This window comes from Chryseobacterium sp. MYb328 (assembly GCF_037572595.1).
Classification (GTDB): domain Bacteria; phylum Bacteroidota; class Bacteroidia; order Flavobacteriales; family Weeksellaceae; genus Chryseobacterium; species Chryseobacterium pennae.
In genome coordinates this window covers 88,381-113,421 of record NZ_JBBGZQ010000002.1, presented here as the reverse complement: position 1 = coordinate 113,421, position 25,041 = coordinate 88,381, and the positions used below count along the sequence as shown (strand labels likewise).

Annotated in this window: 21 protein-coding genes and 1 pseudogene; 7 read left to right on the top strand and 15 right to left on the bottom strand. The window is 35.4% G+C overall.

What is annotated here, in order from left to right:
* Positions 1–30 precede the first annotated feature (30 nt).
* Genes WH267_RS02520 through WH267_RS02510 form a run of 3 tightly spaced genes read left to right on the top strand, consistent with a single transcriptional unit; the run spans position 31 to position 3,345 of the window.
* A complete protein-coding gene (locus WH267_RS02520) occupies positions 31–1,428 on the top strand; it encodes a Gfo/Idh/MocA family protein (RefSeq protein ID WP_340005372.1) in 1,398 nt (465 codons plus the stop codon).
* Complete coding sequence (locus WH267_RS02515) at positions 1,418–2,323, top strand: sugar phosphate nucleotidyltransferase (RefSeq protein ID WP_340005370.1); 906 nt, start codon at positions 1,418–1,420, stop codon at positions 2,321–2,323. Before WH267_RS02520 ends, WH267_RS02515 begins: the two co-directional genes overlap by 11 nt.
* A complete protein-coding gene (locus WH267_RS02510) occupies positions 2,314–3,345 on the top strand; it encodes a phosphotransferase enzyme family protein (protein WP_340005368.1) in 1,032 nt (343 codons plus the stop codon). The genes WH267_RS02515 and WH267_RS02510 overlap by 10 nt, the downstream gene beginning before the upstream one ends.
* 171 nt (positions 3,346–3,516) lie before the next feature.
* Here the strand turns inward: WH267_RS02510 and WH267_RS02505 are convergent, their stop codons facing one another.
* The 7 genes from WH267_RS02505 to WH267_RS02475 form a co-directional block, all read right to left on the bottom strand.
* Positions 3,517–4,017: a DNA-deoxyinosine glycosylase gene (locus WH267_RS02505; RefSeq protein ID WP_340005366.1), complete on the bottom strand. Its 501-nt coding sequence runs from the start codon at positions 4,015–4,017 to the stop codon at positions 3,517–3,519.
* Between the two features lie 124 nt (positions 4,018–4,141).
* Positions 4,142–5,197 carry a poly(ethylene terephthalate) hydrolase family protein gene (locus tag WH267_RS02500; RefSeq protein WP_340005364.1) on the bottom strand — a complete coding sequence of 352 codons (1,056 nt, stop codon included), beginning with the start codon at positions 5,195–5,197 and terminating at the stop codon, positions 4,142–4,144.
* Between the two features lie 196 nt (positions 5,198–5,393).
* Positions 5,394–7,388, bottom strand: a complete 1,995-nt coding sequence (locus WH267_RS02495) for a S9 family peptidase (protein ID WP_115970600.1) — start codon at positions 7,386–7,388, stop codon at positions 5,394–5,396.
* A gap of 278 nt (positions 7,389–7,666) precedes the next feature.
* Positions 7,667–8,011: a phage holin family protein gene (locus WH267_RS02490; protein ID WP_340005358.1), complete on the bottom strand. Its 345-nt coding sequence runs from the start codon at positions 8,009–8,011 to the stop codon at positions 7,667–7,669.
* Positions 8,012–8,130: 119 nt separating this feature from the next.
* Positions 8,131–8,553: a PaaI family thioesterase gene (locus tag WH267_RS02485; RefSeq protein WP_340005357.1), complete on the bottom strand. Its 423-nt coding sequence runs from the start codon at positions 8,551–8,553 to the stop codon at positions 8,131–8,133.
* 163 nt (positions 8,554–8,716) lie between these two features.
* Positions 8,717–10,267: a GMC family oxidoreductase gene (locus WH267_RS02480; protein WP_340005355.1), complete on the bottom strand. Its 1,551-nt coding sequence runs from the start codon at positions 10,265–10,267 to the stop codon at positions 8,717–8,719.
* 10 nt (positions 10,268–10,277) lie between these two features.
* Positions 10,278–11,693, bottom strand: a complete 1,416-nt coding sequence (locus WH267_RS02475) for an aldehyde dehydrogenase family protein (protein WP_340005353.1) — start codon at positions 11,691–11,693, stop codon at positions 10,278–10,280.
* A 99-nt stretch (positions 11,694–11,792) separates the two neighbouring features.
* Between WH267_RS02475 and WH267_RS02470 the strand changes: the two genes are divergently transcribed.
* On the top strand, positions 11,793–12,662 hold the full coding sequence (locus WH267_RS02470) for a helix-turn-helix domain-containing protein (protein ID WP_340005351.1): 870 nt from the start codon (positions 11,793–11,795) through the stop codon (positions 12,660–12,662).
* Between the two features lie 268 nt (positions 12,663–12,930).
* Here the strand turns inward: WH267_RS02470 and WH267_RS02465 are convergent, their stop codons facing one another.
* The 3 genes from WH267_RS02465 to WH267_RS02455 all read right to left on the bottom strand — a co-directional run bounded on the left by WH267_RS02465 (position 12,931) and on the right by WH267_RS02455 (position 14,948).
* Entirely contained in the window at positions 12,931–13,266 is a 336-nt protein-coding gene (locus WH267_RS02465) for a hypothetical protein (protein ID WP_340005349.1), read from the bottom strand.
* A 119-nt stretch (positions 13,267–13,385) separates the two neighbouring features.
* Positions 13,386–13,583 (bottom strand): hypothetical protein, encoded by a 198-nt coding sequence (locus WH267_RS02460; RefSeq protein ID WP_340005347.1) that lies wholly within the window; start codon positions 13,581–13,583, stop codon positions 13,386–13,388.
* A 777-nt stretch (positions 13,584–14,360) separates the two neighbouring features.
* Complete coding sequence (locus tag WH267_RS02455) at positions 14,361–14,948, bottom strand: hypothetical protein (protein WP_340005345.1); 588 nt, start codon at positions 14,946–14,948, stop codon at positions 14,361–14,363.
* A gap of 161 nt (positions 14,949–15,109) precedes the next feature.
* Between WH267_RS02455 and WH267_RS25075 the strand changes: the two are divergent.
* Positions 15,110–15,367, top strand: a pseudogene (locus WH267_RS25075) (IS5/IS1182 family transposase); the annotation flags it as partial.
* 7 nt (positions 15,368–15,374) lie between these two features.
* Here the strand turns inward: WH267_RS25075 and WH267_RS02450 are convergent.
* Genes WH267_RS02450 through WH267_RS02435 form a run of 4 tightly spaced genes read right to left on the bottom strand, consistent with a single transcriptional unit; the run spans position 15,375 to position 20,183 of the window.
* Complete coding sequence (locus WH267_RS02450; RefSeq protein WP_340005343.1) at positions 15,375–15,935, bottom strand: hypothetical protein; 561 nt, start codon at positions 15,933–15,935, stop codon at positions 15,375–15,377.
* 16 nt (positions 15,936–15,951) lie between these two features.
* The gene (locus tag WH267_RS02445; protein ID WP_340005340.1) at positions 15,952–16,713 is read right to left on the bottom strand and encodes a leucine-rich repeat domain-containing protein; all 762 of its coding nucleotides are present in this window, start codon (positions 16,711–16,713) and stop codon (positions 15,952–15,954) included.
* A 3-nt stretch (positions 16,714–16,716) separates the two neighbouring features.
* Entirely contained in the window at positions 16,717–18,282 is a 1,566-nt protein-coding gene (locus WH267_RS02440; protein ID WP_340005338.1) for a hypothetical protein, read from the bottom strand.
* Between the two features lie 2 nt (positions 18,283–18,284).
* On the bottom strand, positions 18,285–20,183 hold the full coding sequence (locus WH267_RS02435; protein ID WP_340005336.1) for a type VI secretion system Vgr family protein: 1,899 nt from the start codon (positions 20,181–20,183) through the stop codon (positions 18,285–18,287).
* Positions 20,184–20,402: 219 nt separating this feature from the next.
* On the opposite strand from WH267_RS02435, the gene WH267_RS02430 reads away from it, so the two are divergent.
* Positions 20,403–20,642, top strand: a complete 240-nt coding sequence (locus WH267_RS02430; RefSeq protein WP_228438669.1) for a helix-turn-helix domain-containing protein — start codon at positions 20,403–20,405, stop codon at positions 20,640–20,642.
* A gap of 569 nt (positions 20,643–21,211) precedes the next feature.
* On the opposite strand, the gene WH267_RS02425 is transcribed toward WH267_RS02430, so the two are convergent.
* On the bottom strand, positions 21,212–23,338 hold the full coding sequence (locus WH267_RS02425; RefSeq protein ID WP_340005333.1) for a type IA DNA topoisomerase: 2,127 nt from the start codon (positions 23,336–23,338) through the stop codon (positions 21,212–21,214).
* Between the two features lie 693 nt (positions 23,339–24,031).
* Between WH267_RS02425 and WH267_RS02420 the strand changes: the two genes are divergently transcribed.
* Positions 24,032–25,030, top strand: a complete 999-nt coding sequence (locus tag WH267_RS02420; protein WP_340005331.1) for an EamA family transporter — start codon at positions 24,032–24,034, stop codon at positions 25,028–25,030.
* Positions 25,031–25,041 lie beyond the last annotated feature (11 nt).

The window sequence follows — 25,041 nt, the reverse complement described above, 5'->3', positions numbered from 1 at the left end:
AAAGTTTTAATATATTTAGAAAAAAAATAAATGGACAATAGCACTTCCCGCAGAAATTTTATCAAAACAGCAGCTTTGGCAAGTTTTGGTGCATTGGTTGTACCCAATTCCTTATTTGCCTATTCAAGTGATTTTAAAACAGATAAGAAAGTCCGTGTAGGATTTATTGGTGTAGGACTTCGTGGTCAGGAACATGTGAAACTATTGGCCAAACGCAGTGATGTAGAAATCGTTGCTTTTGCTGATCCTGATAAAAGAATGCTGGCAGCCTCTCAAAAGATATTAAAAGAAAACAATAAAGCAGCAGCTCAGGAGTTTTCCAACGGCGAGTATGATTACCGAAATCTTTTAAAATTGAAAACGATAGATGCTGTAGTCATTGCAACTCCATGGGAATGGCATCTTCCTCAAGGGGTAGAAGCCATGCGTGCTAAAAAGATTGTAGGGATGGAAGTTTCCGGAGCGATAAAGCTTCAGGACTGCTGGGAATTTGTGAAAGTATATGAGGAAACAAAAGTTCCTATTTTCATGATGGAAAATGTATGCTACCGAAGAGATGTGATGGCTATTCTGAATATGGTCCGTAAGGGGATGTTTGGAGAATTGGTTCACGGAAGAGGTGGTTATCAGCATGACCTGAGAGGCGTACTTTTCAATGATGGGGTTACTCCTTACAATTCAGGAGCTGAGTTTGGTGAAAAAGGCTTCAGTGAGGCTAAATGGAGAACAGAACATTATGTAAAACGCAATGGAGAGCTGTACCCTACCCATGGATTAGGCCCAATTGCCATGATGATGGACATCAACCGTGGAAACCGTTTAACGAGACTTTCTTCATTCTCATCCAAATCTGTAGGACTGCATAAATATATTACAGAACATGCAAAAGGTGGAGAAAATCACCCGAATGCTAAAGTAAAGTTCAATCAGGGAGATGTTGTGACCACACAAATTGCCTGCGAAAACGGAGAAACCATTCTTTTAACCCATGATACCAGCCTACAGAGACCTTATGGCCTTGGATTCCGTGTACAGGGAACTGAGGGATTATGGCAGGACTTTGGTTGGGGAGATTTCAACCAGGGACACATTTATTTTGAAAAAACAATGAATCACACCCACCGTTGGGATAACACGGAAAAGTGGATGAAAGAATATGATCATCCGATGTGGAAGAAATTTGAAAGCACTGCTGCAGGAGCAGGACATGGCGGAATGGACTTCTTTGTGATGAATACTTTTATTGAATGTATCAAACGAAATATAGAATTCCCAATGGATGTTTATGATCTGGCCTTATGGTATTCGATCACACCATTGAGTGAAGAGTCTATTGCTAAAGGAGGTCAGGCAGTTGATATTCCTGATTTCACCAACGGTAAATGGAAAACCCGTAAACCTGTATTCGGAATGACTGATGAATTCTAAGAAAACATTACTCATCCTGGCAGGTGGATTAGGAAGCCGTTACAAAGGACTTAAGCAAGTGGATGGAATACTTGACAATGGTTCTCCCATTCTGGAGTATTCTGTCTATGATGCTCTGGCAGCCGATTTTTCCAAAGTGGTTATTATCGTTAACCGATTGATTCCTCAAAGTTATATTGAGCGCCTCAATGCAGTTTCTGAAGCCAAAGGTTTTGAACTCCATTGGGTATATCAGGAAATGGATAGTATTTCTATCTCTGATTTTGATTATTCAGAACGTAAGAAACCTTGGGGAACGGGACATGCTGTACTTTGTGCTAAAGATGTTATTCAGGAACCCTTCGTTATGATTAATGCGGATGATTTCTATGGAAAAGAGGTTTATCAACTAACCGCAGAAGGATTCGCACCCTATATCTCAGAAACAAAGTTTGGGCTGGCCGCTTATCCTGTGGATACAACATTAAGCGGTAACGGAACTGTCGCAAGAGGAATCTGTACATTAGACTCAGAAAATTATCTGGTTCATGTGGAAGAGCAAACTTCCATACAAAAGATAAATGACACTATTATTTATACTGAAAATGGGGGAAATATAGAAATAGCACCAGACACCTTGGTTTCCATGAATTTTTTCATTTTTCATCCCAGTATTTTTAATTCGTTAGAGAAATATTTTTATGATTTTATCGCATCAAAACCTGGATCTACTCAGGAATTTTATATTCCTTCTGCTGTTCAGAGAATGATTGATGAAAAAAAGGTGAAAGTAATGGTAAAAGCATCCCCTTCTCAGTGGATGGGTGTAACCTATGCTGATGATAAAAACAATATTAAGGACTTTCTGATGTCAGAAATTCAAAAGAACAGATACCCGGAAGATTTATGGAAATAAACGATATCGTAATGCAATTCATCGGTACAGAGAATTACAATCTTTCCCCTATTACAGATGGACTGATTAATACAACTTATCTTTTGGAAGATAGGGACCGGAATGAAAAGTTTATTCTGCAAAAGATCAATCATCATGTCTTCAGACAGCCGGAAGTTATTATCAACAATCATTTAATGATTAATGAACTTCTCAGGTCCAATAATTATCAATTTCAAGTTATAGAACCTATTCATTCTCTTACCCATAAACTTCTGGTAAAAGATGCAAATGATGAACCATGGCGGATGTTAAGCTTTGTAGAAAACAGCATTACCTTTCTTACCGCTCCATCTTTACAGACGGCTTTTGAGGCAGCTAAAACCTTCAGTTATTTCCTTAGTATCGTAAATACTGAAAAGCTGCCAGCTATTGAAGACACTCTTCCTAATTTCCTCAATTTCGAAAAAAGAATTGCAGATTATAAAAAGGCATTAGAAAATGCAGCTCCACAGTTAAAGGAAAATGCAAAGGCTGAAATAGAAATCACCAACCAGCTTATTTCCTTACCTGATCAATGGATAGAAATGGAGAAAACCAATCAGATTCCTAAAAGAATCATCCATGCTGATGTAAAAATCAGCAATATCCTCTTTGATCAAAATCATCATCCGTTAGCTGTAATCGATCTGGATACTATGATGATTTCCACTATTTTATATGATTTCGGAACGATGATTCAGTCCTATACCAATACAACCCATGAAGATGACGGAAGTGCTAAAAACAATTTCAATCCTGAAATGTATGAGGTTGTAAAAGAAGGATTTCTTTTCTATCTAAAGGAAAAACTGACTCAGGAAGAGGCTTCTCACCTTGATTATGCTGCACAAGTCGCCATTTATATTCAGGAGGTTCGTTTTTTAACCGATTACCTCAATGGAAGTGTTTATTATTCTACAAAATATACTGACCATAATCTGGACAGAACGAGAAATCAACTGGAATTACTGAAAGGCTTGAGAGCTTATTTGGAATGTTAATTTTATTCTTTTCTTACTAAAAAAGTAAAATACAATATTGAGATTCCCTGCGGAATGACAAACAGAGCGTTTTAGTCATTCATACACTTTGTCATTCCGTAGAAATCTCTGTTTTATCAGGTAAATATAGTTTTACAAAAAAATTAGAAGCACTTTTCCTCTCTATAATGCTCAGCCTCTCCCACTCAAAAGCTCCAGAACCTTCTTCCATTCTTCAAACTTCTTTTCAAAGGAAATGGTATGAAGCGGACTTGTGGATGGCATTAATAAAATGGGAAGCTTATAGTTTTTTCCTAAAAGCTTTTGCAAGTTTTTATATGATTTCCCACCGTTACAGAAGATGGCTTTCACATTCGGATACCCTTCCAGCAGTTCAGCAATCTGATTGGCTTCTTCGTTTTTAATCTCTGAATCCAGACTTCCTTTTCTTTCACAGGAATCGATGACATCCCAAAGGCCAATGTGATGTTTCTTTAAGATTTCAATTCTTTTGGAATAATCTCCGGTAAATTCTTCATTCAGCAATTCAAGGATGATTTTCCAGAATTTGTTTTGCGGATGGGCATAATACTGCTGCATTTCCAGGGATTTTACTCCGGGAATAGAACCGAGAATTAAAATTTCAGACTGATCATCAATGAGTGGTGGGAAAGAAGAAATACGGTTTTGCATATTCAAATATATACATTTTGGCTAAAGCCGTTGGAATTAACCATTATGAATAAAGCGGGCTTCTATTGAATTTTTCATTATTAAAAAAGCCGGAAAAAACCGGCTATTAAATATTTTGACACCATTACTGAAGGAGATCTGCTTTTGCATTTCGTTTTACCGGTGGAGTCAGAAGACCTATAAATTGAACATCATCTTTCAGTTTATACTGTGGTCCTACAAAATAAGATTTGGCCTCACCATCATTATAGCCCATATATTTTAACCATGCTACAGAAACACCTGCAAATTCATTCTTTGTAATATCCATCGTTGGACTGAAATGAGTGGCTGTAGTGGCTGTAGCCGACCAGGCTGGTACATTTTTAATCAAATTACTTTGCCAAAGATTCGGCCAGGTATCTGCCGGAACTACAAAATCAAGTCTTCCTGTAAGCGTAAAAGTGGGAACTTTCACTGTTGACCCTATAGCCACAGGCCCCGGCTCAATAGGTAAAGCAGCTACAATTTTCAGATCAGGATCAATCAGTTTCACAGCCGTTTCTGAAATACTGGATGTTAAAAGAGTAGCTCCTCCTCCTGCAGAATGACCTGCAATAATCATTTTTGAGAGGTCTGCTTTTCCGAAAAGGGGAGATTGTGGATCTTTGTTTAATTTAGCAACATTAGCCGCTCCCAAAATATGCATATCCGGCATACTATTGATAAAATTGGAAGAAATCACAACAATAAAACCATAGCTCGCCCATAATCTGACCATCTGGTCATAATTTCCCTGACTGGAAAGAATACCGCCTACAAAATTGACAACGGGAAGCTTATTCATATTTGCAATATCTGACGGATAATAAACAGCGGTAGAAATTGGACTTTCGAAACCATACGGAAAATTGTTACTGCATTTAATACTCTGATCCAATATCCCTATCGTCTGTAAGATAGGAATCACAAGACCTGCAAGCTGATTACAGTCTCCTACAACAGCATTCGTACTTACCTGATGAGGCCCAGGCTTTCCATATTGGATATTGGCAGTGCCTTTGGAAGGGAAAAGGACAGATTTATCTGCTGAAACTTCACTGATCTTTCCGGCCGGATCACTTTTAAACACTTCCTCTTCTCTTTGGCAGGAAGCCATAAGTAAAGAGATCAATACTGTAGTTACAATACTTTTCTTCATATTTTTTTGGATTTAAATTCAATGTATTGATTTTAAACACCAACGGAACAATCTTTCCAAATATAAAGAAAAAAGAAACGCATTATGTTTTATTTGTTATGGGTTTCATAATGAGTTCATCATTATAATCATTTGCCAATCAGGCATAAAAAAAACGGAACAAGTCCGTTTTTTTATATCGAGAAATAATTCTGTATTACAAAGTTTCCTTTAACCAGTCAAAGAATTCTCTCTGCCATACCAATCCGTTTTGTGGATGAAGTACCCAGTGATTTTCATTCGGGAAGTAAACCATTTTAGATTTTAGTCCTCTTAATTTCGCTGCCTGGAAGGCTTCCTGCCCCTGCTCATAAGGTACACGGAAATCAATTCCTCCCTGAATGATCATGATTGGCTTGTTCCATTTTTCTACGAAGTTGCTTGGATTGAACTCTGTATATGCTTTTGGCAATGGTTTTTCCCATGGAGAACCAAGATCCCAGTTCGCAAACCAAAGTTCTTCAGTCGTCAGATACCATGATTTCATATCGAATAATCCGTCATGAGCAATGAATGTTTTGAATCTGTTTTCGTGGATTCCAGCCAGCATAAATACACTGTATCCTCCATAACTTGCTCCAACCGCTCCAACTCTTTCCCCATCTACATACGGTAATGTTTTGGCATAATCTGTGGCTGCAAGATAATCTCTCATTGGTTGTCCACCCCAGTCTCTTGAGATGTCTTCATTCCATTTTGTTCCCCAGCCCGGCATACCTCTTCTGTTTGGAGCTACTACGATATAATCGTTGGCTGTCATCAGGGCAAAGTTCCATCTTACGCTGAAATATTGTGTTAATGCAGATTGTGGTCCTCCCTGACAGTATACCAGTGTCGGATATTTTTTATTGGGATCAAAGTTCGGTGGATAGTGGAACCATACGCCCATTTCTTTACCATCCGAAGTTTTTACCATTTTAAGTTCAGATTTTCCTTGTGCTAGCTTAGCATAGGTATCTTTATTTGCTTCAGTAACCTGCTTCATTTCCCCGTTTTTAAGGTTTACAGAGAATAATTCTGTAGCATGGTTTACATCTGTTCTTCCTACTAATACTGAAGTTTTGTTGTCTGTGAAAATTTCATTCACATCAAAATCTCCTTTGGTGATCTGCTGTACTTTTGCAGACTTCGAATCTAAAGAGAACAACTGTTTTGTACCTCTGTAAGCCGCTGTGAAATAGATTGTTTTTGAATCTGCACCCCAAAGTACATCTCCGGAAACGCTGTCATCCCAACCTGCTGTAAGGTTTGTAGTCTTTCCTGATTTCCAGTCCAGGATTTTCACATCATTTTTATCCGCTTCATATCCGTCTCTGGCCATACTCTGCCAGATCAAAGATTTTCCATCCGGGCTGAATTTTGGATTGACATCATATCCTTTGTTTGATTCTGTAAGGTTTTTAGTAGTTCCTGTGGCTAAATCATAAGCAAAGATATCTGTATTGGTACTGGTAGAGTACTCTTTACCGCTTTTCGGTTTGGTAACATATAAAAGCTGTGCAGAATCCGGGCTCCATACAAAGTCTTCGGCACCTCCGAAAGGTCTTTGAGGAGAATCCCATGTTTTTCCTTCCAATAAATCTTTAGCTGCTTCTGCTTTATCTGAAGTATTCACTACAAATACGTGGTTGTATTTCCCTTCGTTGAAATAATCCCAGTGTCTGTGGTTTAGATCTGTATATACCTGAGCGGTAGTTTTAGGAGTATCACTGTATTTGTCTTTCCCCATTAATTTTTCTACCAAAACCTGCTTACTGAAAGCAATTCTCTTCCCATCAGGAGAAATAACGATATTGTCAGCCTCTCCAATGGTATAGAATTCTGCCCATGTTTTCCCGGCGTCTTTTGAAAGATAAATTTTATCTCCTTCCTGAGCATAGATCCCGTTTTTATCCCACTGGATTAATGCTTTTTTACCGAAATCGATTTTGGAAGCCTGGTGATTAAGAACATTCAGAAAGTAGTTCTCGTTTTTTGTTTTTTCTGTTTTCAGATCTACCTGTCCTACTTTGTAAATAAGGGATGCCTGATCCGGTGAAACTGCCTGTACTCCTACTTTTTTCAAAGTCCAAAGAATTTCAGGCGTCATTAATTGTTGTGCATTCATTAAAAGCGGAGCTGCCAGAGCCAGCAGACTGTACTTAAGTTTCATATGTTCATTCTTTTTTAGCAGATCTAAGAAACCATAGTGATTTCATCAAATCCTTTCATTAAATTCAAAGATTGCCAAAGTTAGTATTTAAAATAAAAATTACCGAAAGAATTAACATTAAAATTGAAGCTTTAAAACAAAATATTGAAAAGCAGAGAAGGTTGATCACAAAATAAAGAGCACTTCACTCCAGTCCCTAAAACATTCTTACTTTCAAACCCAATAAAAAAGTCCGCCAGCATAACACCAACGGACTTTTCAATTTTTATTTTTATCGATTAATCTCCATCAGAGAACATTGAGTTCGCCAGAGATGTCACGATTGATAGTAATATACTGAAAATAAATGCCCACCAGAAGCCGTCTACCATCATACTGTCTATAAAATAATCAGCAATCAGGATAATACCTGCATTAATCACCAATGCAAAGAATCCTAACGTAAGAATGGTAAGCGGAAGCCCGAACAGACTTAAAATAGGCTTTACAAATATGTTCAAAACCCCAAGTACAATGGCGAAGATAATTGCTGTAGAAAAACTTTCAAACTGTACTCCCGGTAAAATTTTAGTTAAAAGATACGCCACTATTGCTGTGACGAACAAACGGATAATTAAGTTCATTTCGTTATTTTTTAATAGTTATGGGGTGTAAGGAGCAAAAGCCATTCCATTTTTGGGAAAAAAATTTCATTAAACCCTTTATTCAGGGAAGATTTTACTCAATCGCTTCAAAAAATGTGTTATTTAATCTTCATCATGGTTACTAATGAAGTCGCTACGTGGCTTTCTGATCCGGAGCCTTCATTCTGAACATAGATTTCTACCCTGATAACGCTGATCCTGGAACCTCCTTTAATAACATAAGCTTTTGAAACCAACGCATCTCCCATGGCCGGGCGAAGATAGTTCACTTTTAATTCAACCGTCACCACATAACAGTCTTCCGGATAATGGCTCACTGCAGCATACCCTGCGGAAACATCTACCAGGGAAGCAATCATCGCTCCATTGAACATTCCTGCTTTTCTGGTCATCATTTCCATTTTGGGAATTTTAATGGAAACAAAGTCCGTTTCAACTTCCAACAGTTCTGCTTTATAGAATTTCAGGGTTTCCGAACGGCCGAAGCTATCGGTCATGAGTTTCTTTTTCTCTGGGGTCATGAATTTTATTTTAAACAAAGATAAGAGATTGCTGTACTCAGCCATGGATACACGGATAATTTTCACCAGATTAATCTACTGTATTCATTTACATCTTTCAACAGAAAAGAAAACAGCCACTTCAACATTGAAGAAGTGACTGTTTCTGAGTTTCAAACTCTATTTAAACGAACGATAACTTTCCTTCTACTCCTGATTCTTTCATATGATGATCTTCTTTAATCATATCTGCTGCTTTTTCGCCGATCATGATAGTAGGAGCATTGGTATTTCCGGAAACTACATCCGGCATGATGGAAGCATCTGCTACACGAAGACCTTTTATTCCATATACTCTTAATCTTGGATCAACCACAGAAAGGCTGTCTATTCCCATTTTACAGGTTCCCGTCATGTGATGATAAGTGGAGCATGATTTTTTGATATAATCTATCACTTCTTCTTTTGTTTTCCCTTCACCTGGATAGATTTCGCCATCATTCCATTCTTTCATTGCTTCTGTACGGCCCATTTCACGGCAAATTTCCACACATTTGTACAGCGCTTCCAAATCAGATTCTTCGGATAAATATCTTGGATTGATTTCCAGCGGTGAAGCCGGATCTGAAGCTGTTAATTTGATATACCCTTTACTCTGAGGTCTGATAAATCCAGCACAGAATGTGAATGCATTTTCGGGACCCGTAAATCCTGGACTGTAATAAGGAAGCCCCATAAACAAAGGTTGCAAATCAGGGAAAACCATTTCTTCTTTACTTTTCCAGAAAAGCTGTGCTTCTAACAAGTTGGCTTGGGGTGCTGGAATTTCTTTTTTCGCTTTAAAAATAACACTTGTCAAAAGATGATCCTGAAGGTTTTTCCCTACTCCTTTCAGGTCTTTTATTACTGAAATCCCCACAGATTCCAGTTCTTCTTTATCCCCAATTCCGGAGATCATCAGAAGTTTCGCAGATTCTATAGTTCCGCAGGATACAATCACTTCTTTGCCTGCTCTGACTTCTAATAATTCTCCATTCTTTACATACTGAACCCCTACACACTGATCTCCTTCAAAAATTAGCTTCTGAGCTAGCGCATCTGTTTGTATATGCAGATTGGAACGTGATGAGACAGGGTCTAAAAATGCTTTGGCAGTAGAACATCTTTTACCATCCTTACCTACACTAAGGTGATTCAGACCCGCACCCCAAATTTCCTTGCTAAAGTCATCTGTCAATGGATATCCTAATTCTTTACATGCTTCAATAGCACTTGCTGAAATGGCATTCGGACGCTTAATACGGCTTACAAAAAGGGGACCTTCTCCTCCATGCATATCATCCTCTCCATCTTCATGAGTCTCGGATTTCTTAAAGTAAGGCAGAACGCTTTCCCAGTCCCAGCCCACACATCCATTATACGCCCAATGATCATAATCCTGCTGATGCCCTCTGATATAGATCATCCCATTAATAGAGCTTGAACCTCCTAATGTTTTTCCACGTGGCCAATATCGTGTATTTCCGCCCGCATTTTCCTGAGCAACGGTATGATAAGCCCAATCCCTTTCAGTATTCCATATGGCTGGCCAGCCGGCTTGGTCCTGTACTTCATTAACTTTATCATCCGGTCCTGCTTCTAACAGGAGAACACTTATATTATTATTTTCACTTAATCTGTTGGCAATAACAGCTCCTGCAGAGCCAGACCCAACTATTATAAAATCGTATTTCATGAGTTTTAATTTAAGATGTTTGCTTTTTGATACTGATTACTTTAGGTGTGGTTACTGCTTTCAACCCTTCTATACCGAATTCTACACCATACCCGGATTGTTTTGCACCGCCAAAAGGAACGAACGGATGAATAGCTCCATGTTGATTGATCCAAACTGTTCCTGCCTCCAACTGTGCAGCTACTTTTTCTGCCTCATCAGAATTATCACTCCATACTGAAGCGCCCAGTCCGTTTTCTGAATTGTTAGCTTTCCAGATAGCTTCTTCCACTGTTTTATATTTAATAATTGGTAAGACAGGTCCAAACTGTTCCTCGTCAACAATTCTATCACCGTTATCAACATTTCCGATAAGGGTTACGGGAATAAAGTATCCTTTCAGATCAGGCTTTTGTCCTTTGAATAGAAATTCTGCTCCAGTATTTTCAGCATCATGAATCAGATCCTGAATTTTATCGTATTGCATTTTATTCTGTATAGGTCCCAGGACAACAGTTTCATCAGCTCCGTTCCCCATTGGAATATTCGAGGAATATCCAGCCAAAGCCTGAACTACTTTTTCGTAATCATCTTCATGTACATATAATCTTTTCAAACAGGCACAGGTTTGTCCCATATTCAGAAAAGCGCCCCAGAAAATGCTTTCTATGTGTTTGGCAACATCTAAGCCAGGTAAAATGATTCCAGCATCATTTCCACCACATTCCAGTGTCAGACGTGCCATATTGCTAGCAGAAGCTTCAATGACTTTTTTTCCTGTTGCAATAGAGCCTGTAAACATAATTTTTCCTATTTCCGGATGGCCTGTAAGATAAGCTCCTACTTCTCCTTTTCCTGTAACTACCTGCAAAATATCCTCAGGAAGTACACTATTGATTACTTTTATCATCTCCAGGCTACAGAAAGTTGTATATTCTGAAGGTTTTATGACAACAGCATTTCCCATTCTCAATGATGGAATAATCTGCCAGATAGCAATCATTAATGGCCAGTTCCAGGGGGCAATTGCAGCAACTACCCCAATCGGATTTCTGTACAGGATATCTTTTCGGGTTTCATCTTCAAAGACTATTTCTTCAGGCAGATCCAGTGATGCCGGCACTTGGGTCCAACCAACACAAGCCTGCATTTCAAAATGAGCACCCGGCCCGTTAAGTGGCTTTCCCTGTTCTTTGGTAATCCATTCTGCAAGATGTTTTGAATGAGTCTGCAAAGCTTCTGCTACTTTCAATAAAATTTCTTTTCTTTCAGCATCGAGTCTTGCTGCCCATAATTTTTGGGCTTTTTTTGCTTTCACAATGATAGCGTCTATTTCTTCACTGGATGTATTTTCTACTTTGCCAATAACCTCTAATGTAGAGGGATTCAGAGATAAAAAATCAGTATTTAATGTATTGTTTCCTTTTTCTAACGATGTTTTTTTCATTATTTTAAATATTTTGTATTTTACACAATTCGAAAATGGCGAAAACATGATGTAATTCATTTACCTATTCTCTATTTTTTTTAACCTAAACTCTATCTTATGGAAAAGATCGAAGAAAGAACCGTTTTCAGCATTCCTTTTGGTGAACTGAATGTATTTGAAACGAATGTAGTGTGCCATGATTTTCCTTTCTTTTTTGAAAAGCCTGTCATCACCCTTATGCTGAGTGGCAATAAAATCATCCGAAGTGAGGAGGAAACTTTTGAGTTTAATGAAAGAAGTGTATTCATCCCACCCTGCAATAAAGAGTTGAGTATTGATATCCATCCTGTTTTCCGGGAACCTACCAAATGCCTGGTCTTGAATATAGAACAGGAATATATCGACAGTGTTTTCCATGAAGTTATTGAAAACTGGCACCCTGACTGGGACAGAACAGGAATCATGATGAAGGAAAATACTGTGAAAAAGTTTGTAAGCTCTGATGAATCTTTATGGAGATGCCTCACCAATCTTTACAACAGAAGAGTGGATGAAAGTATTTATAATACGTCAGATTTTCTTTTGAGTTTAAGCCTTAAGGAATTGATTTACGAACTGATGAAAACCAACGCAAAGCATATCCTGCTCCATGCTGATAAGACAGATGATCCACAAAACGGACTTCAGGAAGTGGTTTATTTTATCAAACACAACTACAGAGAACCCATTACCATAAAGAAACTGTCAACCTTAGCAGGAATGAGTGAAGCCAATCTGTTTAAAAAGTTTAAGCATTCTTACCACTGTACTCCGGTCGAATATATTATTCAGTTAAGGATAGAACATGCCAAACAGCTCTTGATCAACAATCCGGAAATAGGAATTAAAAATATATGTTTTGAATCCGGATTTAATACCCTTGAATATTTTTACAGAAAGTTCACCCAGATCACCGGAAAATCGCCGAAGAAGTTTACCATAAATTAATACCTTTGAGAGCTGAATATTACTTTATAAGGAGCGCGTTTGACTGGCAGTCAAAAGGTCACGGGTTCGAATCCCGTATTCTCCACTTTTCAAATAAAAGATAATTTGTAAATTATTGAAAAATAAATAATTACATTTTATCTTTTTTGTTTTTGTACCCAAAATCGTACCCAAACTTTTGAAAAATGCTTTTTTGAATCTGTTTGAATCTAATTAAACTTATTTGAACTTTAAGAGTTAAAACTGAGTTCATTATAATGCAAATATACTACGATTTAAAATAATGTCCATTACTCTCAAAATAATCAAACATAAGATTTCTTGCAGTGGTTTCCCAGTCAATATAAATATAGTTGGGTAGACTTTCAGGAATATCCATTTCTAATAAATATTGAGCAAATGCTTCATTGTCTGAATACTCTCCCATGTAATAATCTACTACACCTTCATAAATAACGACAAAAATATAAGGTAGTATAAAAGGACTGGCAATATAGAGAATTTTAAGGCTATCCTCAACTAACCCAAACAAAGTTAATCCTAGTAAAAATAATACTAGGAATAAAATTCTAAGATAATCATGTTTCTGGGATGGAGTTTTCACAACTTAAATATTTCTTTTATTCATAATAGTAAAGAGTAATATTTTTTTTCATGCAAATAGCTATTAACTCCACTTCCCAAAACAATATTCTTATGATATATTTCTCCAATGGCATATCGTTATTTTACAACTAACATATTTGCAAATGGAGTAATTTTTATATTTTTTAAAATATTCAAATCAGCATTATTAATTGCTTGTTTCCATTTCTTTTGACTTATAAAGTGGAATGCCCCAATATTAAAGAAAATAAAATTGGTAAATATCCATAGTAATAAAGTATAAAGTGTTATAGAAAAGAAAGGCTTTTTATTCATAGATCAAATATTTATTTTTCATATTCTTTACTTTGCGAGATGTTTCCAATATGGTGTGTTGGTGAGGATGTAAATTCCTTATCAAAATCTGCAAATTTTGTTCTTATAACTTCAGATTTCATTATTTTTCCAATACCTCCTAGTTTAAGATAAAGTCACAATAGTTATATTAACTTTGTACATTTGGACAAAGCTTTTTGTTTTTATTAAAATTGAACTTCATTTAATTTACTAACATTTTCTTCCTTTTGATGACTGAAAACAGTATACTAAAAACGAATATTGAGATAATGAAAATATCAAAAAATGTTTCAATTGAATCATATTTTTTATTATAATAAAAAACTTCTCCCACGTGAAGAAACTCAATTAATACTAACAGAAATAGACCTATAGAATTAAATATAAGTAAACTTTTTGATACATTTTCTAATAAAAAATAAGTAGATAGTATTATATGGAAATTGAGAACTATTAAAAAAGGTATTGAGGTATTAGTGTCTATTTTCAGAATATTATACAGAAGAATAGTTGTAATAATGATAGTGCCCATATTTCTTTTCTTTGCTATGAAATATAGTATTAATATCATTGTTAAAATGATGACCCAATCATAAAGAATTGTTCTCTGAGTCACAGCGAAGCATTCCGTACTAATTTCGCATAGATTACCTAACTCAAAAGAAGAGTTATATAAGAGCCTATATCCCAAGAAACTTATTAATCCTGTAAGAATATATAAGATAAAAGATATTGTATTTTTTTTCATAATATTAATCAGCCTTTAGGAAATGACATTGTATCACAAGGAATAATCATAGACTTGTCTTTTTGAAATATACACATACAATTAGGGGGACCATAAGGAGAACTTCCAGCTATTACATCTCTATAAGCTCCTTGTGGCTGCCATGGGTAAAGACTATCAATTTTTTTTTCACTTTTTTTATAATATCTAAAGTTATCATCATTTTTGACATGTATATTAACTTTTTCTAATTTATCAGCAACTTTTAAATCAATTCTATCTGATTTGTTTCCCCATGTAGCACTATAATTACTTCTTTTAAGAAACGCATGAACTTTAGATTCTAATCTATCTGCTAGTTTTTGTGCTAAGCTTCTATCTTCTCCCCATGTGAATTTTTCCACATCGGTATCATTATCAATACTTAATCCTGTTCTACATGCATAAGACCATATTTCTGAATTTTGAGTGAAGCTATTTGGATCTAAACGAGAATAATTATTTAGATTTAATTCATTAGCCTCTGCTGTTTCTTTAGAGTTTATTTTATTGATAGTTTTGTATTGATCCCAATCAAGCATAAAGGTAATTCTACTGGGCATTCCATGAGAATACATATATAAATTTTTTACTTTATAAATATTACCATACTCATCCTCTTTTGTTCTATAGTTTTTTGAAGCATTTGTATACCCCGTATTAATATAGTTAATAATCTCATTTAAATTAGAGACTTCTATTAACTTTATATTTTTCTTATAAAGCTTCTGGTTTTGACAGTAAAAAACTCAGAGATCTTCTCAATCAAAAAGAAATTATCGGGAATATCAAAGAGAATACTCGTAACAGGGATACGAAGCATGAAAAATACTTCTATCCTCAACTCTATCAAAGAAGATTCAAAATAGAAAAAGCAAATGCCTGGCTTGATAGCTTCAAAGCTTTATTAGTAAGGTTTGAAACTTTGAATATAACCTGGAGAAATCTACATTATTTGACGTTTACTATTTTATTCCTCAGGAAAATAAAAGTTTAAACAGGTTTTAAATATAACTCTCTAAAAACTCTAGATCAATAATAGATTCTTGAGGAGATTCTTCATTATAATATAAATTCGTACTCTTATTCATCTTTAAGATATAAATTGTACTTTGCTTTGAGAAAGGAAAAATAATCTTTTTTTGAAAAGACTTTCTTCCTATTTTGTATTTTAACTGAATCAAGGTAAATGTTTCCTTACCACTATTATTAACAAGTTCTTTAAATGGGAAAAAATACTGCTGAAGTATTTCAATATCTTCGTTTTTTTGAGGACTTAATTCCGTAATGTCTTTTATTACTTTTTCAAAATTAATTGTAATAGGAATGCCTGTTTTTAGAAGTTCTTCAACCTGAATTTCATTACATTGAAAATCTTCTTGTGGGTTATTTATATCTCTGAAATATTCATAAATAACGACAAAAATATAAGGTAGTATAAGAGGAATGGCTATATAGAGAATTTTAAGACTACTCTCAATTAACCCACACAAAGTTAATCCTAGTAAAAATAATACAAGGAATAAAATTTTAAGATAATCATGTTTATGGGATGGGGATTTCACAAATTAAATATATCTTTTATTCATCATAGTAAAGAGTAATATTTTTTTTCATGCAAATAGCTTTCACTTCTTTATAATTTTTAAGTTTTAAACCTCTTGCATGAATTGTTGTCAATTTAGGTGCTTTTAAAATTTCAATTGGAAATTCTTTAAGCTGTGTTCCTGAAACGTTAATCCAATCTAAATATTCTAATCCTCCTAAGCAAGAAGGTAAGTTAGAAATTTTAGTATTTTCAAGTACTATTGATTTTAGTTGGTTTAAGTTACATATCGAATAAGGAATTGCTTCGATTGGATTATTTTTTAGAGAGATAATTGTCAGCTTTGCTAAGCTTGATATATTTTCATTTAATAGCTTTAAATCATTGTTATCTAAATTAATAGTCTGAAGTTCTGACAAATGATATATAGACTCTGGTAATGAGTCAATATTCATACCTATTAAATTTAAATGTTTTAAATGTTCTAACCTTTTAATTTCTTTAGATAATTTATTCTTCTTTTCAGAATTACCTGTCAAGTAAATATCTTCTAACTTGTTAAACCTATATATCCAGTTAGGCAATGAATCTACCTCTCCCATAACTGTATTTATTTCTTTAAATCTTAGGTATGTTAATGAGTCTCTTTTAGCCCATAATTTGTCTAATAATAGTTTATTATATGATTCTGGCAACTTTCTGTAGTCAGCTTCTTTTTTATCAAATGGAGAACTATTATATTGCTGACAAGAGGTTAGAATTGGCAATAGAAAAATAAAGTATTTTATCAAATTCATAATTTAAAGCTTAACATTATTTACAAAAATAGCATGAATATAATGATTAGTAGTAGGTCTATTGTATTTATCATTTTCATCTATGGATTGAATTAATACACCGTGGTCAAAAGAGCCAACTCCTAACCCTTGTAATTCATCAATAAATTTCAATGATTTTGGATTATCTGGATTATTAATCTCATAAACTTCTTTGTTTAAAATCATCATTATACCTTGTTCTGTCATATCGATTACTTTAAATTTTAAATTTTTACTTTCATCAAATCCACTTCTTTCTAAAAAACTTTTTGTTTCTTTTTTACCTTGCATTATTGCCTTTTGAAGTTCTTTATTCCAAAATTCTATAAATCCCTCTTCTAAATTTGCAATAATTCTTTCAACTTCCATAGTTACAAATGGTGGAATAATTGATGGTGGTGGAATTTTGTGATCTGCAGCTCCTCTTAATAAAGCAGCCATATCTGCTAAAACTCCGAAAAGACCTGCAATCTCTCCAACTGTTTTTATAGTACCAGCTATACCTCGTTGGCTTTGAGCTTCCAATTGGCTAATTCCTCTGGAAGTCTCTCCTGGTATGCCTGTTCCTCTATTTACTCCTACCTTTATCTTTGTCTTAAATTCTTTATCAATTTCGGAAATATCTAAATCATAGAACCGAGAAGTAGTTCCTTTTCTTCCTGTATTAAAAATTAATTCCCCTTTTTCTAAATTTCTAATGGCAATTTTATAAGCTTTTTTTTCAAATGCAGTTATTTCCTTCTTATAATCACTACCATAAGGTTTTGATAATGTATTTATCTTATTCGTATACATACCATTCTTCATAGCTACAACATACCATGGACTTCCATTTTCAGACGAATATATTGCTGGGAGAGGATGATTATCGGATGCATGAACCAAAATAATAGATTCCGTTATAGGCCTAGGTTTAACTTTGAGGTAATTCCAGTTTTCCCAAGGTAGTTCTGCTACTTCAACAAAATTATTTTCATCAATATATCTACATCGAAAATACAGTTCCAAATCTCTTCCTTCATCATTAGCTATCATTTTTATTAATGCATCTTCGTCCAATAATAAAGATACTATAATTTCAGAGTTTTTATTTAATTTCCAATCTGTTAGTACTTCGTTATTATCTGAATTAACACTTACAATATTTATAGTTTCATATCCTTTGGAATTCTTGTGTCCTACTAGTTCTTTATTAGTAAAACTTAAAATATAAAGAAGAAAATTAAATTCATCCCATTCCCGTAACTCAAGGTTAACTTTTTTTCCTTCGGGAGACTTAATATTCTTCATTTTCAGATGAAACTGGACCTTATCTCCTAATCGTGCCTCTTTTATTTCCTTACCAGCTTCATCTGTCCACCAACCTTTTTCAAAATATGTATATGAGGATGGGGCTTCCTTTGGCTCTCCGAAATTAGTTCCCCCATCAGCAGTGAAGTGGCTTCCTTGTCCAGCATACGCTGAAAACTCATCTGTATAAACTGTCCAAGTCTCACATTCTATGCTATTAGTACCACCTACTATTCTTGTAATTTTTCCACCTGCCATGTTTAGTGCATTTTAGATCTTTCTCCACTATTATTTTCAAAGGTTCCCTTTGTATGAAGCTCATTCTTTTCGTCAGATACAACCTGTTTTTTCTTGGATTGATCTGTAACACTCTTTGCCTTGGACTTTCTTTCTCCTTGAGCTATTTCCATAATATTTGCTGCCATTAGAGAATAGTCTGCAACAGCATTTTGCATCATCATCCCCCCTGCAAAACTGCTGTGATTCACTCCTGCGGTTTCAGAAATATTCATCCCTGCATTAGATATAATATTCATTCCTGCAGTCATACTAATGTTTCCCCCCGCATTGAAAGTCATATTCTTAGGAGCAGTCACCGTAATATTTCCCTGTCCATCCATAAAATAAGTATTACCACTTGGATCAATAATATTTACGCTTCCCTCAGCATCATTCATCAAAATACGGATTCCGCTTCTGGTTTGAATAGATTTCAGGTGATTATTAACTCCACCTCCTAATGCTACATTTCCATGAAACATTCCGCCCATTGCAAAAGGGAAATCTGGATTGTGATACTCAAAACCTACCATTACTTGATCTCCAATTTCAGGAATGGCTACAAACCCTCTGTTCTGGCTTATAGCGTCTGTTCCTCCTGCATCAGGACTCATCATTCTGATAAAGCTTGTTGTATCATTTAATTGCCAATCGAATTGTACTTGTATTCTTCCTTGATTTAAAGGGTCAACATTGGAGATAACAGTTGCTACTTGTGGCTCAGCTTTAGGCATTTCAAAATTAGGCTTTGGCATAAAACCTGTTCCTTCGGCAATCGCTTCAAAGCTTCCTGTATAATATCCCCTTGCATCAACTTCGTGACTTACTTCTGTAATCATTAAAGTAGTAAAATGAGAGGTTTGATTGCTGTCTGGCTTTCTCATAGCTAAGTCAGCTACACAACCAATATATAAAAACGGAACTGTTGTTTCTCCTGAAACGGTAAAAACATCTACTGCCTTACTGCCTCTTGCACTCTTTTGGGAATCATCTACATCACGAAACATATTGGCATTAATGGGAGTAGGGGTTAATGAACGAGTTTTAAAGATAGCATCATTCAATTCATAAGCTTTGGCTGATAACTCACCTAAATGCTTAATACGATTGTCAACACCCAACATTTTTGTATGACTACTACTATTATAACCAAAGTATTCAGGTTTTGTATGTACTGCCTTTAGTTCAATAGTAACATCATTTATATTACTGCCATCAATAAGTTTAATAGACTTTTCATTAGGCGGGAGCTTTCCAAAATGCAACACTTCACCATCATAATAAAACTGCTCTCCATAGGCTTCAGCAATTCTGGCAAGGTAGTTATAATGAGTCTCACAATACTGTGCACTGTAGTTGATATAACTGTTATTTTGAGCTTCTACCCTGAAATCAAACTCATTTGTACCCAACGCTTCCTTGATAACCCTGTCTGCAATAATGGAAGTATTTACAGATTGACCTCCTCCAAAACTTTGTGCGTGTGGAGCAGAATCCATCAGAATTGTGGGGCTGTAACCTTTAAGTACAATATTTCCCAAGCTCATCTTTTCCTTACTGAATGATACATTTGTAATAATTCCCACAAATGTCCTTTCAGGATTTTCATGCTCTGGATCTTTGTATTTGAATGTAACAGTCAATCGCTTTCCCATGAATTGCCTTGCCTGTTCAAGATTGTAGTTTTGAATTTCATTCAAAGAATCATGAGCCAGAATAAGTTCAAAACTATGATGGGTTTTTGCGCTTTGTTGTAAACGGAAATGTTTAAAATGATGAATAGATTTTCCACCAGCTACAATATCGAGCTTAATGACCCGATTGATGCCCGAAATATGGTTCTCAGAAATCTTCTCTGAGTTTGAGATGTTTTTTTTCATTCGATTATGTGTGTTTTTAATTATATCACCATATATAGATAAAAACAATGCCAAAGTATATTTTTTTGACATAATTTTTAAAATTGTAGTAGAACTACGACTTAGATAAAGGGAATTAACCTTGACTTTTGTGGAGACAAACTGCTGGTTGCTAGATTTAAATCACTGGTAAATAAAAATCTAGATCGACATTTAAGTCTTGACAACTATTGTGAAGAATTGAATATAACTCTCCGAACACTTCAGAAAGCTTTTCTTAAAGCGGAAAAGGAAACCCCAAAACAGTGGTTAATTAACAGGATGATATTAGAAATTAAAAGAAATCTGATGTACAATCAGTTAAATATCAGTGAGATTTCTTACAATTTGGGATTCAAAGAGCTCACCAATTTTACTAAATTTTTTAAGTCAAAAACAGGGGTAACTCCAACCCAATTTAGGAAGTCCATAGAAAAATAGTTTTTATCAAAGGAACCTCATCTGATTAGTTATTCATTTTGGTGTTTAGCTATACAACCGAAAAGTACAGTAAATTCAATGCAGTATGAACACATCCAGAAGAAGCTTATTCTATTCAGAATCTGATCTAATTGTTTGAAATCTAATTGTAAAAATCTGCAGTGAAAATATGCCACGTGAAATTTTCTGGAATTTAAAGGTTATTAATTTTGTCAGATTTCATACCCGAACAAGTGTTAAACCTGATCATCCCTTGTTAACGAAAACCTGTTGGGGAATTTATTATCATTTTTTTACGCTTTTCTATCATAATATGTGTAGTAATATATCTAATTTTGCGGCTCGAAATAATTTTTTTTCATCATTTGTGTTTTTATCTCCGGCTCTCCCGGAGATTTTGTTTTTTTGGAAATAGTAAATGGATTAGGAGGATCATGAACTACTCCTCTTCAAAAATTTAGATTTTCTTTGAATTCACCTATCCGAAAAAGAGTAAATTATTACTTCTCCAATTGAAATATTGGAGAAAGTTGTTGGGGTAAAGTTATATGACCTTATTAGTGTAATGATTAGCCAAGCTGTACCTGGAAATCATCAGGTAAAGAAAGAACCCCTTCTGTAAGTCCTTCCGGATGAGCGCTAAAACCTTTCAGTTTAGAAGTTTTCCCTTTTAAAACAAGATCTAACAGCTGTTTATCAGATAATTTTTTTCCGAAGATTTCAAAAGTGATTTTAAACCCACAATTTTTGAAATCAGAACACCCTACAGCTGTTTTCCCTTTGATGAGATTATGTTCCTTACATTTCGGGCACTTGGTTTCTTCCCAGGACTGGAGTTCTTTTTTCTGTACAGGCTCTCTTTTTTTCTTTTCCTTCACCTCTTCTTTTTCTTCATCCTGAAGGGTAATGACCTTTCCTTTTCCGTAAACTACTTTATCAGTAAGTTCTGTTACCATCTGGATGAGTTCTTCTTTGAAAAGGTTGGCTTCATACTCCCCTTTTTCAATTCTACGAAGTTTAGATTCCCATTCACCTGTCAGTTCCGGGCTCTTTAGAAGCTCATCTTCAATGGTATCAATCAGCTGAATTCCTGTTTGAGTGGCAATCAGATTTTTTCGCTTTTTTTCAATGTATTTTCTTTTGAACAGCGTTTCGATGATATTCGCACGGGTAGATGGTCTTCCAATCCCGTTATTCTTCAGCATTTCACGCAGTTCTTCATCTTCAACCTGCTTTCCGGCTGTTTCCATTGCTCTCAGCAATGTTGCTTCCGTATAAGGCTTTGGAGGAGTTGTTTTCCCCTGGTGAATCATTGGATCGTGAGGTCCGGTTTCCCCTGCTACAAACTCAGGAATGGTTTGTTCTTCCTCTTTCTCTTTTTCTTTATCAGTAGACTCTTCTTTCGGTTCTTTTGCATAAACGGCTCTCCATCCCAGTTCCAGAATCTGTCTTCCGCTCGTTTTGAAAGGAATAGTTCCTACTTTACCTTCAACCAATGTATTGGAAATTTTACATTCAGGATAGAAAACAGCAATGAAGCGTTTCGCGATCAGATCATAGATCAGTTTTTCTTCCCTGCTCAGATTTTGAGAAGGGGGAACTTCCGTAGGAATGATCGCATGGTGATCGGTTACTTTGGTATCATCAAATACTGCTTTTGATTTTGGAATCGGGGCTTCCAGTAATGGAGCAATCAATTCCTGATACGGATACATTTTTCTGAGAATCCCTTCTATTTTCGGATATAAACTATCTGATAAATACGTGGTATCAACACGCGGATAGGTTACATGCTTCTTTTCGTAAAGGCTCTGAACATAGTTCAGTGTATTTTCTGCAGAATACCCGTATTTTTTATTGGCTTCAACCTGTAATCCTGTTAAGTCAAAAAGCCTTGGATTCTTTTCTTTTCCTTCTTTTATTTCGAAAGAAACAATTTCAAACGGATTTACTTTAAGATATTCCAGTCCTTTTTCTGCGCGTTCTAATGTCTTTAAACGATCAATTGCAGCATTGAAAACCACATCACGGTATTTGGTTTTCAGTTCCCAATATTCTTCTGTGGTAAAGGCATCAATTTCTTTTTGACGCTGAACCAGCATCGCTAATGTAGGAGTCTGTACCCTTCCAATGGAAAGAACGGCTTTATTTCCGCCAAACTTCTTGGTAAAAAGTCTTGTTGCATTGATTCCCAATAACCAGTCTCCTATTGCTCTTGCATTTCCTGCCAGATAAAGGTTTTTATAATCTTCTGCCGGCTTAAGGCTTGAAAATCCTTCTTTGATGGCATCTTCCGTCAATGAGGAAATCCATAAACGCTGAACAGGCTTGTTGCATTTTGCTTTCTGCAATACCCAACGCTGGATCAATTCTCCTTCTTGCCCGGCATCCCCACAGTTAATGACCTCATCACATTCTTCCACCAATCTTTCAATCACTTTAAACTGATTTTCAACGCCTTTATTCGGGATCAGCTTTATTCCAAAACTGCTTGGAATAATCGGTAGTGAAAATAAATTCCAGGATTTGAATTGTGGACCGTAATCGTGAGGTTCCTTCAGGGTACAAAGATGCCCGAACGTCCATGTTACGCAATAGCCGTTCCCTTCCATATAGCCTTGTTTAGATGCGGTAGCACCTAATACTTTGGCGATATCTCTGGCAACACTTGGTTTTTCGGCAATACATAATTTCATGAACTCAGGTTTATTGAAGGAGGCAAAAATCGGGATTTTTTTTGACTTTCACTAATTAAAAAAATTAAACCCCGGAACCTCTGAACATCAAAGTGTTTCAATTTTTCAGCCGGTCAGTTGTATTAAAGCCCACTTCTTCCTTGTACAATATTTGCCCCTGTTTCCATTCCCTTTCTTTTATAGCTCTTCCCTACTTTTTGCTTTTATCAGTTTCATAATTTATATTATCAACCTCCATTTTTCACATTTACACAATTCACAAAAAACTCAATTTATTTTATCTTTTTTACAACATAAAAAACCAACAAATTCAATTAAAAATGAATTAAAAAATAAAAATTAAAGTTTTAACAATATTAAAATCAAAAAAACATCAATTTTAAAACACTGAAAACAAGCGATATAAAACATTAACAATAATTTAATATTCAAAAACCCTACTTTTTTAGTGGACTAATAAAATTTATATTATATATTTGCAAACGTATTCAGGAAATAAAATAAAATGAGCACAAAAACAAGAAATACCGCAACCAATAAATACATCATTAAAAACATGATGAAGGATATGTGTATGCATGTGCATCAAGAATACTGTGGGTGACCTTACTTTTAATATGACATACTTTCAAAGGCCCTACCGAGTTGTAGGGCCTTTTTTATTTAAAAAACCAAAACATTAAAAAAATAAAAATGAGCAATTCTAAAAACAAATGGCTGGTTCCATTGGCATTTACAAACATCTATGTAATATGGGGGATTACGTTTTTAGCTATTTCATTTGGCTTGAAAGGTTTTCCGCCGTTCATTCTTTCGGGATTGAGATTTCTGGTAGCAGGGATTCTGATGATCGGATATCTCCTGTCTAAAGGAGAAAAAGCAAACTCACTGATCAACTGGAAGAAAAACGCGATCACCGGAGTTCTTATCCTTACCGGAGGAACAGGTCTTGTAGCCTGGGGGGAACAATATGTAACAGCTTCTGAAGCTGCAATTTCTATAGCAACAGGACCCTTCTGGTTCATTGCCATCGACAGAAAAAACTGGAAATATTATTTCTCGGATAAGTTTATTCCAATAGGATTAGCCATTGGTTTTGTAGGATTAATCTTTTTCTTAAAAGGAAGTGTAAATTCAACGGCTGCACATGCCGCTGCTGATCCCCAACTTCGTATTACTGCTTTTGTCGTATTAGGATTAAGCTCTATTGCATGGGTTTTAGGATCTTTATATTCCAAGAAAAATCCGGCTTCACAATCTACATTTATGAATATTGCCCAACAACTTATTGTAGCCGGAATAACCGCTTTTCTTATTGCTTTATTCAGAGGGGAATGGAATGATTTTTCGGTCTCAAACGTCCCTGTATCCGCATGGGCAGGTGTTCTGTTTTTGATCTTCTTTGGATCTATAGTCGCTTATTTGTCGTACATTTGGCTGCTGTCTGTGAAGCCTGCTGCGTTGGTAAGTACCCATACCTATATTAACCCTATTATTACGGTTATTGCGGGATGGGTTGTAGCCAATCAAAGTATCAATGGAGGCCAGTTATATGGTTTGGCAATCATATTGCTGGGAGTATTGCTGACCAATGTTACCAAATATTTCAAGCTTTCAAAACGATCTAAGGTGAAAATCAGAAGATTTAAAAGATTTTTTAACAGGGCAGGTAGACGCTATCAGCCAATTTAAACAGTATACAA

Excerpts from the sequence above, each read along its gene's own strand:
- WH267_RS02480 (WP_340005355.1), bottom strand. The coding sequence starts at position 10,267 with ATGAAATACGATTTTATAATAGTTGGGTCTGGCTCTGCAGGAGCTGTT.
- WH267_RS02435 (WP_340005336.1), bottom strand. The coding sequence starts at position 20,183 with ATGAAAAAAAACATCTCAAACTCAGAGAAGATTTCTGAGAACCATATT.
- WH267_RS02510 (WP_340005368.1), top strand. The coding sequence starts at position 2,314 with ATGGAAATAAACGATATCGTAATGCAATTCATCGGTACAGAGAATTAC.
- WH267_RS02490 (WP_340005358.1), bottom strand. The coding sequence starts at position 8,011 with ATGAACTTAATTATCCGTTTGTTCGTCACAGCAATAGTGGCGTATCTT.
- WH267_RS02515 (WP_340005370.1), top strand. The coding sequence starts at position 1,418 with ATGAATTCTAAGAAAACATTACTCATCCTGGCAGGTGGATTAGGAAGC.
- WH267_RS02425 (WP_340005333.1), bottom strand. The coding sequence starts at position 23,338 with ATGAAATTATGTATTGCCGAAAAACCAAGTGTTGCCAGAGATATCGCC.
- WH267_RS02420 (WP_340005331.1), top strand. The coding sequence starts at position 24,032 with ATGAGCAATTCTAAAAACAAATGGCTGGTTCCATTGGCATTTACAAAC.
- WH267_RS02520 (WP_340005372.1), top strand. The coding sequence starts at position 31 with ATGGACAATAGCACTTCCCGCAGAAATTTTATCAAAACAGCAGCTTTG.
- WH267_RS02485 (WP_340005357.1), bottom strand. The coding sequence starts at position 8,553 with ATGACCCCAGAGAAAAAGAAACTCATGACCGATAGCTTCGGCCGTTCG.
- WH267_RS02505 (WP_340005366.1), bottom strand. The coding sequence starts at position 4,017 with ATGCAAAACCGTATTTCTTCTTTCCCACCACTCATTGATGATCAGTCT.
- WH267_RS02470 (WP_340005351.1), top strand. The coding sequence starts at position 11,793 with ATGGAAAAGATCGAAGAAAGAACCGTTTTCAGCATTCCTTTTGGTGAA.
- WH267_RS02500 (WP_340005364.1), bottom strand. The coding sequence starts at position 5,197 with ATGAAGAAAAGTATTGTAACTACAGTATTGATCTCTTTACTTATGGCT.
- WH267_RS02455 (WP_340005345.1), bottom strand. The coding sequence starts at position 14,948 with ATGTATTCTCATGGAATGCCCAGTAGAATTACCTTTATGCTTGATTGG.
- WH267_RS02440 (WP_340005338.1), bottom strand. The coding sequence starts at position 18,282 with ATGGCAGGTGGAAAAATTACAAGAATAGTAGGTGGTACTAATAGCATA.
- WH267_RS02445 (WP_340005340.1), bottom strand. The coding sequence starts at position 16,713 with ATGAATTTGATAAAATACTTTATTTTTCTATTGCCAATTCTAACCTCT.
- WH267_RS02475 (WP_340005353.1), bottom strand. The coding sequence starts at position 11,693 with ATGAAAAAAACATCGTTAGAAAAAGGAAACAATACATTAAATACTGAT.
- WH267_RS02495 (WP_115970600.1), bottom strand. The coding sequence starts at position 7,388 with ATGAAACTTAAGTACAGTCTGCTGGCTCTGGCAGCTCCGCTTTTAATG.
- WH267_RS02460 (WP_340005347.1), bottom strand. The coding sequence starts at position 13,583 with ATGAATAAAAAGCCTTTCTTTTCTATAACACTTTATACTTTATTACTA.